The organism is Enterococcus sp. DIV1767 (assembly GCF_050542585.1).
In the GTDB taxonomy this organism is placed as follows: Bacteria; Bacillota; Bacilli; order Lactobacillales; family Enterococcaceae; genus Enterococcus_D; species Enterococcus_D innesii.
In genome coordinates, this window is sequence record NZ_CP172936.1 from 807,494 (window position 1) to 819,424 (window position 11,931).

Genomic DNA, 11,931 nt, shown 5'->3' on the forward strand with positions numbered 1-11,931 from the left:
AAAGAGATGCATTTTATGTGTCTTTTTTTTTGAAATCTCATAGTATCAGCTCTTGTTGAACAATTATAAAACTGATAGGGTTCATACAAGGAGTAAAAATGAGTAACTCAACTGACAGATTATTCTTTTCAATTCTTTTTGTTGGAACTTGACGTACTCATTCACCACTGATACGAGAATTAATACCTACTAAATGAAAATACATGTTTAAAAGAGTATAATTACCTTAAAAAAAAAGTTAAGAGGTAGTGCTATGTATAAGTTTCTTTTAACTAAATTAGACCAAGATGTCTATGAACTATTTGCGTATTTTTTTGAACAGGCGATTGATCGTGAACGATTGAGTGACCTTGCTGACAAAGTAAATCTGTCAAAAAGAAGAATAGCGCTAGTTTTTGAGCGGGCCAGAGACTTACAAAACTCCTATCCTTTTTTTGAGATCGAAATACATGAGGGGAGGGAGTTGACGCTTTATTTTGCTCCCAATTTTTTATTATCCAAGCTCTATTCGGTCATGCTCTCAGAGAGTATGCCATTTCAAATTATAGACAGACTCTTTAGTGATAAATATGTGTCCTTAGAAGAAACCGCCCAACAACACTATGTCAGTAATCGCACCGTTCAAAGAAAACTCAAGGAAATTGAGAGTATCTTAGAAAATTACCAAATCAAACTTAACTTAAAAAGGAAACCACTATTCGTGGGAAAAGAATACCGCATTCGTCATTTTTTCCATATTATGTATTGGCAGATCTATGATGCAACAAATGTCCGTCATTTCGGATTGCCGAAACAGAGCATTCGTTCCTTTAAGGACAAGTTAACGAGTTACCCCAGCTGCTATCGCGGTATTGATCAGGAAAAATTTGTTCAGCTGCTTGCGATAAGTCTTTATCGTTTAAAAAGAGGGTTTCCTGTGAATGAGATTCCTCAGGAGATGAAGGAAATGGTCCATCTCACGATTTCCTTTGAACAATTCAAAGAAGAGCTTATTAAACCATTGTTAAGAGATAACTTGATTCTAAATGACGTTCCAGAAGCAGAATTTTTTTTCTTATATTACATGTTCTCTGTAATGACGACGTATTTACCTGAAGAGATTCCTAGCCATCCATCAATTGACGATCATTTCTCAGAACAAGCACTAGCAACAGCAAGATTATTTGCGGAAACTGCTCAGAAAATTTTTCTTGTACCAGAAGGTGAGACTGACTATCTTCTTGTTAATGCTTTGTACATTCATTCTGTTTCTGTTGTTTTTCCATCGAAAAACAAAATCGATGCTTTTGGAAAAACGACAACGGATAAGGACTATCGCAGAGTCTTTCCAAAGATTTTTCCACTTGTTCAGGAGCTGTATCAAACCCTTACCCAACAAACACCACTCTTTGCTAGTATGTACGCTGGCAATAATCGCTTGTTATTTCAATACAGCATGCTTCTTTCAATTGTAGCAAAGATCGATCGATCGACCGTGCGGATTTTTCATGAATCAAAATTCGGAAAAATCCAAGAAATCAGGCAAAAAGAACGGTTGAAACGCTGGTTTGGCTATACCCTATCTTTCGTTTCTGAGAAACCAGATTTTGTTGTGACCGATTATCCAGTCGATCGACAAGCCTTTCTTGATCAAAATCCGAACGTCCAATTTTTTAAATGGAATAGCTTTCCAACTGGCGATCGTTGGCTAGAACTAATTGAGGCGGTGGAAACATTTCAGAATATGTCCAATCAAAAATAAAAAAGTGATTGATTTATCCAAGTTTCAGCAAACAGTCAGTATTCTCAAATCTGAGAGTATTGACTGTTTTTTCTTTATACCCAGAGGATATAAATTCGTTGAACAGGAGTGTTTCAGGTTCTCTTGAATGCCAACGAAGTTTGGAGGTAAATCAATTAGCTGTATATAACAGGACGTATTTTGTATTTAATCAGTCACATATTGACGCGTTTCCAGCTAAAAACCGTGTGATAATACAGACATACAAAGCTAGAACAATTCCTTTTACATAAGAATCAACAGCTAAAATAAAGGAGGTGCTTACGATGGAGGAACCATTTAAGATCCACACATTGCAAGAATATTTGAACTTTTATATTGAGGAATCTGAACGAATTTTCAGTAAGTATGGGTATTTAAAACTCAAAGAAAAGATTCAAAAAAATTGTTTAGAAGTTCGCAGAGCAATTCAAGAAGTCAATCAAGAAAATTTTTTCGAACAGTTTGCAAGAATCAATACGCTTGAATCAGAAATTTTGATTATTTTGGAGTGTATTGAGCTGCGGGGAAGTGATAATGTTGTGCCTTTTACTGAAGCGGAAATCTTGCAAGTGGCAAACGAAGACAGCAAGACTTACTTTAAAGAAAGATGTGGGCTGACTTTGACCGCCCCAACCCCGCACTCTTTGCATTTTTCGGTGGATTAGGAATTCATCAGTTGGTATGCCATGGTTGACGATTGAAGTCATACAAGGTCAAGAATAGAACAAGGCAAGTATTAGACAGCGTCTATTACAAAAAGAAATATAAAGGAGAAGCGAATGAAACGATATGATATCAATGAGGATTGGGCACTTTCAGGCGTGATCGAAGCAGGGAATTTTGTTTTTGTTGGCTACTGTGTGGGAAATATCGGACAGTCTATCGAACAACAGATTGTAGGAGCACTGGATCAATTGGAAGAACGCTTGAAATTAGTGGATTTGTCATTAACAGATGTAGTCAAAATGGATGTACTTTTTAAAGATGTTTTTGATATCCCGATTATGGAAAAGATTCTGAAAGAAAAATTCCATAGAAAATTTCCGGTGAGAAAATCGATTCAGACAGCATTTGCTCATTCGGGTGAGGTAGGGATCCTTTTTCAAATCGACGCCATTGCTTTCAAAGGATAACATGTCTGGGAAGCATGGAGGATTCAAAATTCGGTTTAGTTTTTCACCCTTAATCGCAGGAGAACTTGAAAGAACAGGGATTTTTGGCTGTTCCTATAAAAAGGAGTAATAAAAAGGAGGCTGAATATCCAGTCTCCTTTTTTAACCCTCTGTAACCATCTTTTCCTTAGAAATAATTGGAGTGTTCGATTGTTTCAAAGTTTTTTCATTAGGTACCCAAATAGTTTATAAAAATGGTGCACATCAATTTTAGGTAACAAATTATGTAATATTTTTTTATTTTGTTAACACTTTCAGAAACAGATGTATTTATATTCTTTTATTTTCGCTTTATAAAATAGGACTTATTTTGTCTTTTTCGTGACGATTGTTGTCGTGTCCGCAATTGAAAACCATGCAATAATGCAATCATAAGGAATGAGACTACGAACGCATTACATAGCTGTAAGACGGAGTTGTCAAAGGGCAGCTTTTTTTTAATTGGAAAGAGTGTCGTTGATTTCATTTACTTAAACTGAAAGAAGGAAAAAATGATGATACCCGTGAAGAGAGAGCTTTTATCACGTATTTTGGTCAGCTCTTCTGTTTTTATATTAGGCAGTCCCTTGATTACCCAAGTATTTGTCAGTATTCCGGCAGCAGCGGAAACGATCAATACATCACCGACAGAAGAAACGACACTAAGTACTAACGAATTAGTACCTGAACAACAATCAGTCACAGCCGAGCAAGCAGTAGTCGAAGAAACCGTTGATTCAGAAACACAAATAGAAAAAAGCGCAGAAGAACAAGCGTTAGCGGAATCATCACCAGCAAATGATTCTCAATCAGAATCATCCGCAGAGCAAATAGTAGAACAATCCACTGAGGCAGAAGTAACTGAGAGTGGTACAACATCTGATGAGGAGTTGAAAATAAAAGCAGCGGAATCAGACAATTTCCTTTGGTCAGGCAATTGGGGGACGGCGCCAGCTGAAATGGAATAGAGTACTGACGAAGTAGGAGACTACTGATTATTTCCAATACTAATTTTGGAAAATTATCAGTAGTCTTTTTGTTACGATTTGAATCTTGCCCGAGTACTGACAAACACCAAAAATTTTGACTGCTTTAATACAAAAACTCCTTCGTTTTCTGTAGAAAACTATGATATGATTTTGTGACAGAGACACGCTATGAAAGATAGGGATGGAATGATGAAGATAAAACAAGTGAGTGAAAATTATGATATTACACCGCATACTCTTAGATACTATGAACAGATTGGTTTATTGTCACCCAACTATACTGAGAATGGCTATCGAGATTACTCATACGAGGATATTGAGCGATTAAATACCATTAGAGATCTGCGTTTTTTCGATGTGTCACTTGAGGAAATTAAGAACTACTTGGATACAAAGAATAAAGCGTTGACTAAAGAAATCCTGCATTTCGAGATGGAGCAATTAGAAGACAGAATCCATGCGTTAAAAGAGAAACAAGATTTGTTAAAAGAGCGAATTGACTTGCTTGTCTATGCTGAAAAAAAGCAAAACCATGAAATTGAACGTACTTTTTATGAAGAACGCTACCTTGTTTTAAGCCAAGAAAAAGATACGTTGGGGAAAGACCTATACTTTGAACTTAAGCGCCTGCACAAACAATTTGAAAAAGAACTCCATGCCAACAATCAAAATGTTTTCGGAACGATTTTACTGCCGCACGAAGACGCATTTAGGCATCAAGTTTTCTATTGTCTGACAAACGATTTAGCAGATGAGAAGGCATTTACCATGCCGGCAGGAGAGTATCTCGCTATTTATTATACAGGCACGTATAAGCAGCGCTTAGCTGCTTTAGCAGAACTAAACAGTTACCTAAAGAAAAATAGACTGGTCGCGAAAGGGAATTTTTATGAGTTCTACTTGATTGATTTTCATGAGACGAATTTACCGGAAGAATACGTGAGTAAAATAGAAATTCTCCTTGATCAACCCGATTAAAACGGGATCGATCAAGGAGAAACGTATCTATTGGTACTTAGTGATTCAGCAAGTTTATCGATAAGATAACTTATGAAATGGAGCTGTTCTTATTTCTCTACTTTGGTATCCATTGAGTAGGCGGGAACATTTTCCTTTAGAATGACTCGTGTTACGTGCTTTTCGGATTCTACTAACAAGAAAAGTAGAGTTGCTGGGAGAACACTGATAAGCAATTCGGATAAAGTTAAAGAGGTGGTCTGTAGGATACTTTGCAATGGTGAAAAGTAGACCATTCCTAATTGGAGAATTGCCATAACAAGTAATGAGTAAATCAAGGCTTTATTCTGCTTGATTTTGTTACTGAAGGCTGAATCCGTGATCTCACGACAGTTGATCATGTAAAAAGCTTGACCGAAAACGATCGCATTGATCAAAACGGTTTGTCTGACAGCTTCGTCGCTGAATGCATTCATCGTTAGAAAGCCGAAGAAGGTCAAGAGTAGGCCAACATAAACGATTCGAAAGAGTGTATATTTGGAAATGATTTTTTCTTTCATATCTCGAGGTGCACGATTCATGATCATTTTGTGAGCTGGTTCAAAACCTAACGCATAGGAGAGTGTAATTGACGCAACTAGATTTAACCAAAGAATCTGCACTGTACTTAGTGGTAAAGGGAGATTTCCCAACATAGAGACGATCAGCAAAAGCCCTTGGGCTAGACAGGTTGGCAAATAGAAGAGGATCGTCTTTTTTAAGTTATCAAAAATTCGACGGCCTTCTTTGATTGCTTTTGCAATCGTTTCAAAATTATCGTCAATGAGGATCATGTCGGCAGCTTGTTTACTAACATCGCTTCCTTTAATTCCCATGGCGATCCCTACATCTGCTTTTCTAAGTGCGGGTGCGTCATTGACCCCATCACCAGTCATTCCAACGATTTCGCCTTGTTCTTGTAAATAAGTAACGATCATAAGCTTATGCTCAGGTGTCGTTCGGGCAAAAATATTCGTATTTTTTACCACTCTTTGCCACTCATCTGTGGATAAACAATCCAGTTCAGTTCCAGTGATTGCCCGTTCAGAATGGTCGATTCCTAATTTTTTGGCAATCGCTTTTGCGGTCGTTGGGTGATCTCCGGTGATCATTACGACTCTGACGCCGGCTTTTTTACAATCTGCTACCGCTTCGATCGCTGATTCTTTTGCTGGGTCAATAATGCCAGCTAATCCGATGATTACGAGTTCGTCCATCTCCTCATGAGTCAATTCTGTCGTTGTATCTACATCCTTATAAGCAAACGCGATCACTCGTTGTCCCTCTGAAGCAAAAGCCAAGTTGATCTTTTCCCACTGTGCATGATCAAACTCCGCTATCTGCCCATCAATATGTGCTGCAGTCGCTTTATTTAAAACGATATCTGGAGCACCCTTTACAAAAATCCGCTTTTTCCCATTGATCAGGTGGCTTGTTGCCATATACTTATATTTTGAGTCAAAAGGTAATGTTTCTAGACTCTTGATCCGCGGTGTACCAATACGATTGGTCCAACGTAATAACGCTAATTCTGTTGCATTTCCGGTCACTGGACAGTGGCGATCATCGAAACTTTGTGTTTCTTGACAGTTTTGCATGATTTTGGCTAGCAGTTCATTGTTCGAAGGATCTGCTTGGTCTTCATGACCAAGCACTGTTACCTGATTATTAGAAAATACATTGGTAAGTGTCATATCGTTTTTGGTCAAAGTACCTGTTTTATCAGAACAGATGACTGTCATTGAGCCAAGTGTTTCGACAGTAGGCAGTCCCTTTACGATTGCATTTTGATCCGACATATTTTTCACGCCGGAAGACAAAATAATCGTCAAAATAGAAGGCAATCCCTCAGGAATAGAAGAAACGATCAAAGCAATGATTGCTGACACGATATACATCGGACTCATGCCATAAATGAAGTAGCTGATCAATCCTAATAAGAAGATAAAGACGCCGATCCCTTTAAAAATAGCATGATTCATTTCGTTCACTTTTTTCAATAAAGGGGTTTCTTTCACTTCAATGGTTGCTAAAGAAGCATTGATTTTACCAATCTCAGTGTCCGAACCAATTTCAACAACGATCCCTTTTCCAGTTCCTGACTGAACTTGGGTACCCGAATACGCCATATTGGTTCGTTCAGCAAGTGCTATTTGCCCCTCTAAACGAGCAGTTGTCTTTACGACTGCGTCAGGCTCTCCAGTTAGAATCGATTCATCGATTTTTAGTTCATTCACGGTTTCCATACGCAAATCAGCAGGAATAATATCACCCGGTGCTAAATAAACGAGGTCCCCTGGAATCAAATCTTCTGCATCGATTGAAAGACGTCCGTTTTCAGATTCGACTGTCGCCTTTGAACTAAGTAATTTTGAAATGCTAGATAGTGAATCATCTGCTTTTCTCTCTTGGTAATAACCAATCATTGCGTTTAAAACGACCACTAGTAAAACGATCGCTCCTTCAATTAGACTTCCCGTCATAAATTTTAAAACAGCTGCACCGATCAAGACATACATTAACGCATCGTGGAAGTAAGATAGAAACTTCTTCCATTCGGGTGTCTTTTCTGATGCTTGTAATTTATTTTTCCCGTGTTTTTCTTGATACGCTTTACGTACCTCATTTGTGACAAGCGTCTCACTTGTCGCTGACTGCACCTTGTCAATATCCAAATTATGCCATTGTTTCATTATTTTCCCTCCGTTTTCTTTACATGAATAGCATAAAGGTTAGAGTGACTATAAGGTCAAATGTTTTTTGAAAATATTTTGTACCTATAGGCTAATTGCAAAAAAATCTTTAGATGGGCTGAAAAAGGCGATTTGGATCCGGGTTTCGTTCTAGGAGTCAAGGCGCTTGATTGATGAAGGTACCTACAAAAAGGCTAGCAAAACTATTATCAAAGGGCTAAATCAGTGGCCACTGGTAAACTTGATGCCCAAAATACCAACTATTAATAAGATGACGAAAACCCAAGTCAGGAGAGACAGCTGGTCTTTAAAGAACACGACCCCCACAATAATCGATCCCACCGCGCCGATCCCTGTCCAAACAGGATAAGCGATACTTAATGGTAGATTTTTGACCGCTAAAGCCAAGAAGCCAAAACTGAAAATCATTCCGATGACCGTTGAAAAACTGTACCAAAAGTGGCTAAACCCGTTGCTCAGTTTCATGGTAGATGCCCATACCACCTCAAAAAATCCTCCTAAAAATAAATACATCCATGTCATAATTTGTTCTCCTCCTCAAAAAAAATAAGCATTCAGTAAACTCTTCAAGGACCTAATGAGTTTACCAAACACTTCTATCACCCGGTGGTGGATTGGATATTCAATTAATGTAACATTAATAAAATCTTAGCTGAAAAGGGAGGGATTGTCAAATAAGTGGAAATTGTTGGTAACTATCGCTCTTTATGATTTTTAGTTGATAGTTGCCATTTTTTTTTATTGAAAGCAATTACTTTGAATAAAATGATACAATATCTATAAGCAAAAAAAAGTTTTGTCAGAGTCTAGTTAAATATACATTCACATCTTATTTAGATGGTATAGAATCTCACAATTATTCTGAAAATTAGTTAAAAATAATCTTTAGGGAAGGAGAAGAACAATGTATCAGAATAAGAGTCTAGCTATTCAAGAAACAGTATTGATTGATATTTTGAAAAAAGATACTACTCTTTACAAGATCATTAAAGATGCATCGGCTTTAGGTATTCCAAATCTTTATGTCGGTGGTGGAAGTATCACGCAGTCTGTATGGAATCATCATTTTTCTAAGCCCATCGGTTACGGAATAAGTGATGTTGATATCGTTTATTTTGACACAGATTTGAGTCAAGAGAAAGAACGAAAGGTCCTAGAACAAATAGTGAAAACTACTAAACAAAATCAATATGCGCTGGATGTAAAGAATGAGGCAAGGGTGCACCTATGGTATGAAGAAGAATTCGGGTTTTCTATTCCCGCATATACCTCTACTGAAGAAGCGATCAGTACTTGGCCCAGTACTGCAACTTCGATCGGTGTTTTTTTCGATCAGGAAAGCAAGCTCCAGATTTTTGCCCCTTATGGCATGTATGACCTCTTTTCTGGGATAGTAAGACCAAACAAAGCGATGATTTCCCGGGAAGTTTATGAAAAAAAAGCTGAGAAGTGGGGGGCGAAATGGCCAGGACTTACGGTGATTGGCTGGCGGTAATGAATGCTTAGAAAAAATTTTTTTCGATTGTTTCTACTATAGCATCATCCGTCCCTATGCTCACTAAGCAATAACATATTGAATACTATTAGCTAATTTACACCTGATCCCTCCCTTACAAGATGTGTAATAGTCTCTCCGTTGTTTCAGTAAAAAAGGGTGAAACTAAGAAGACTGTTTGCCGTTTTTCATTTATTTCTTGTTTGAATCTCAGTTCGTGTACTTTTATCGTGTTTCACACTAGCAATGCAGAACGAGCGTTTCTTGACAAATAAGCATTCAAAAAATATAGTTGAGTCAAAAACTGTAAGACGGGAGAATATCATGAAAATTAGAGCCGCAGCATTGTCTGATCGTAAAGAACTAGCTCATTTATCGAAAGTACTAGGCTATCCGATTGAAGAAGAAGTATTGATCGAAGGCCTAAAGAGAATTTTAGCTGAGGAGGATCATCTCTTGCTTGTTGCCGAAATAAAGGGAAAAGCAGTTGGGATGATTGAAGCACAGCCGTATTCAACAGTTTATTCTGCTGGGCAATTTTTTAATGTCCTAGGTTTGGTAGTGGATGATCAAGTGCAAAAGCAAGGCGTTGGCGGGAAACTACTGTCGGCAATTGAAGAAGAAGCCCGACAGCGAGGAATGCAAGGCATTCGATTAAATTCGAATGTCAAACGCCATGCTGCCCACAGGTTTTATGAAAACCATGGCTACCACAGCAGTCATGAACAGAAACGGTTTATCAAGGAATTATAAAAATGAAAAGACGCTGGAGGAGTGACAAACGACACTCCAGCGTCTTTTTTTGTATTCACTTTAATTGGTTCAAAAGACTAATATTTATGGAATCAATGCCAACAACAGTCGTTTAATCTCCTCATAAACCTCTCCGGTTTCCGGCGTCACACGCTGACGATTCTGAATGATAAAAAGATCACGATAGCGGTACTCTGGATCAAGTTCCTGCCACGGCAACTCTTCTGGTAATGAAAGTTTCGAGATGATCGATTTGCCGATGTTTTGTTTTAGTAGGGACAAAATCACTTCGCTGTTATTGGCTTTGATGATTTGCGGATGCAGGTGCTGTGCGTACAGATAGGTTTCGTTAATGTAATACATCCCCGAGTCGTTTTCTCGCAAGACCCAAAAATCAGAAGCGAGGTTGCCTGCTAACACCAATTCATCACGATAAACGAATTCTTTTTGGATCAACGGCGAAACGATTGATTTTTCAATCAGGCCGATATGGGCTTTGTTTGATTCGACGGCATCGATCACTTCTTGGGAATTCATGATTTTGATTTCAAAGGCAAACGTTGGAAATTCTGCAATCAGCTGCGCCATGATGCTAGGCAGTAAGTAAACAGCGGTGGTATTCGAACAAGCGAGCACACACTCTGTTTTAAAATTTTTGGCGTCTTTGGCTTGCGAAAAAATAGTGGACAATGAGCGGAGAGACTCGACCACACGAGGATACAAAAACTCCGCTTGGCTGGTGGGTAAAATCAATTGTTTTCCTTTACGTTCAAAAAGCTTGAATCCAAGTTCCGCCTCTAATCGTTGGATTTGTAAGGAGATCGTTGGCTGAGTTTTATAGAGCTGTTTGGCGGCAAGACTAAAGTTTCTCGTTTCATAAACAACAATGAAGGTTTTGAGCAATTCAATCATTTTGCGGACTCCTTTATTATTAATAAAATTTATAATTAGTATTTAAAAGTACAATTTTACAAATAGTTAGCAGGTGATTATAGTATAAGTGTAGAGAAAAAAGAAAGCAAATTTAATTGAAATTTTCATACATTAAGAAAGGATGAGTTGATGAAAACATCGATCCAGCATTTTTTACATTCGTTGCCAATCCCGATTTGTGGCTTGATTTTAGGCACTGTGTCTTTGGGGAATTTATTGTATTCAGAAGGAATGGAGACGGTTGGAAATGGGTTTTGCACCCTTGGTATTTTCATCATGGGGCTCTTCCTTCTGAAAGTATGCTTTACATTTAAGCACACGATGTCAGAGTTACAAAACCCAATCGTTGCTTCGGTGGCGCCGACCTTTACGATGGCGCTGATGGTGATTTCCACTGTTTTTGAACGGGTCATTCCCAATGCAGTGGTGAATGATCTGCTCTGGTGGGGGGCTATCGGCTTACATTTTGCTTTAATGATCTATTTTGTTGTCGTGCATATTTTGCCTGTCGACCTTTCGCTGGAATACATTTATCCAAGCTGGTTTATTACCTTCGTCGGGATTGGCGTCATTCCCAATACTTCTGCTGTCTTTTTTAAAGAGCTAGGAGAAGTGATCGTCTGGATCGCATTGGTATTGTATTTTGCGCTTTTGCCGATTATTTTAAAGCGAATCGTCCATCAAATGCTGACGGAACGTGCGGCAGTTCCATTGATCACGATTTTAACAGCACCAGGTTCTCTTTGCTTAGCAGGTTACCTTTCCGTATTTGAACAAGGCTCTGCTTGGTTTGTCGCCTTTATGCTGTTATTGTCACAAACGATCTATTTCTGTGTCGTCGCTTATATGAAAAACATGTTGGCAGTCGGGTTTTACCCAAGCTATGCGGCATTTACGTTTCCTCTTGTGATCTCGGCGACAGCAATGTTCAAATCAGCACTGTTTTTTGCAAATCACCCACTGATATTTGGGTTTCTACAAGCCTTAACGATTATTGAAACAAGCTTTGCCGTGATTGTCGTCTGTTATGTGTTAGGAAAATACGCTGTTCATTTGTATCAGCAAACCAAAGCACTGATTGCCGGTCATAGTTACTAAGGAAACACAAAAAATCATCCATTTTTTAAGAAAATGCGTA

11 protein-coding genes are annotated in these 11,931 nt (G+C 38.3%); 8 read left to right on the forward strand and 3 right to left on the reverse strand.

Going from position 1 to position 11,931, the window contains the following annotated elements; all coding sequences use genetic code 11:
• The first annotated feature begins 253 nt into the window (after nucleotides 1-253).
• The 5 genes from IGI78_RS03785 (at nucleotide 254) to IGI78_RS03805 (ending at nucleotide 4,880) form a co-directional block, all read left to right on the forward strand.
• The gene (locus tag IGI78_RS03785) at nucleotides 254-1,741 is read left to right on the forward strand and encodes a helix-turn-helix domain-containing protein (protein WP_081119063.1); all 1,488 of its coding nucleotides are present in this window, start codon (nucleotides 254-256) and stop codon (nucleotides 1,739-1,741) included.
• Between the two features lie 305 nt (nucleotides 1,742-2,046).
• A complete protein-coding gene (locus IGI78_RS03790; protein WP_195266052.1) occupies nucleotides 2,047-2,427 on the forward strand; it encodes a DUF7006 family protein in 381 nt (126 codons plus the stop codon).
• A 114-nt stretch (nucleotides 2,428-2,541) separates the two neighbouring features.
• On the forward strand, nucleotides 2,542-2,895 hold the full coding sequence (locus tag IGI78_RS03795) for a RidA family protein (protein ID WP_077453995.1): 354 nt from the start codon (nucleotides 2,542-2,544) through the stop codon (nucleotides 2,893-2,895).
• Nucleotides 2,896-3,425: 530 nt separating this feature from the next.
• Nucleotides 3,426-3,881 (forward strand): hypothetical protein, encoded by a 456-nt coding sequence (locus tag IGI78_RS03800; RefSeq protein WP_081119062.1) that lies wholly within the window; start codon nucleotides 3,426-3,428, stop codon nucleotides 3,879-3,881.
• A 189-nt stretch (nucleotides 3,882-4,070) separates the two neighbouring features.
• Nucleotides 4,071-4,880, forward strand: a complete 810-nt coding sequence (locus tag IGI78_RS03805) for a MerR family transcriptional regulator (RefSeq protein WP_081119061.1) — start codon at nucleotides 4,071-4,073, stop codon at nucleotides 4,878-4,880.
• 89 nt (nucleotides 4,881-4,969) lie between these two features.
• Here the strand turns inward: IGI78_RS03805 and IGI78_RS03810 are convergent, their stop codons facing one another.
• Together IGI78_RS03810 and IGI78_RS03815 are read right to left on the reverse strand one after the other, a co-directional pair.
• The gene (locus IGI78_RS03810; RefSeq protein ID WP_081119060.1) at nucleotides 4,970-7,591 is read right to left on the reverse strand and encodes an HAD-IC family P-type ATPase; all 2,622 of its coding nucleotides are present in this window, start codon (nucleotides 7,589-7,591) and stop codon (nucleotides 4,970-4,972) included.
• 222 nt (nucleotides 7,592-7,813) lie between these two features.
• Nucleotides 7,814-8,134, reverse strand: coding sequence for a DMT family transporter (locus IGI78_RS03815; RefSeq protein ID WP_195266051.1), 321 nt, complete (start codon nucleotides 8,132-8,134; stop codon nucleotides 7,814-7,816).
• A gap of 382 nt (nucleotides 8,135-8,516) precedes the next feature.
• Here IGI78_RS03815 and IGI78_RS03820 point away from each other — a divergent pair, with 382 nt between their 5' ends.
• Together IGI78_RS03820 and IGI78_RS03825 are read left to right on the forward strand one after the other, a co-directional pair.
• On the forward strand, nucleotides 8,517-9,107 hold the full coding sequence (locus IGI78_RS03820) for a nucleotidyltransferase family protein (RefSeq protein WP_195266050.1): 591 nt from the start codon (nucleotides 8,517-8,519) through the stop codon (nucleotides 9,105-9,107).
• Nucleotides 9,108-9,431: 324 nt separating this feature from the next.
• Nucleotides 9,432-9,860, forward strand: coding sequence for a GNAT family N-acetyltransferase (locus IGI78_RS03825; protein WP_167827207.1), 429 nt, complete (start codon nucleotides 9,432-9,434; stop codon nucleotides 9,858-9,860).
• A gap of 84 nt (nucleotides 9,861-9,944) precedes the next feature.
• Here IGI78_RS03825 and IGI78_RS03830 read toward each other — a convergent pair whose 3' ends face one another.
• Complete coding sequence (locus IGI78_RS03830; protein WP_087627016.1) at nucleotides 9,945-10,772, reverse strand: LysR family transcriptional regulator; 828 nt, start codon at nucleotides 10,770-10,772, stop codon at nucleotides 9,945-9,947.
• 150 nt (nucleotides 10,773-10,922) lie between these two features.
• Here IGI78_RS03830 and IGI78_RS03835 point away from each other — a divergent pair, with 150 nt between their 5' ends.
• Entirely contained in the window at nucleotides 10,923-11,891 is a 969-nt protein-coding gene (locus IGI78_RS03835) for a TDT family transporter (RefSeq protein WP_195266049.1), read from the forward strand.
• The last annotated feature ends 40 nt before the right edge of the window (nucleotides 11,892-11,931 follow it).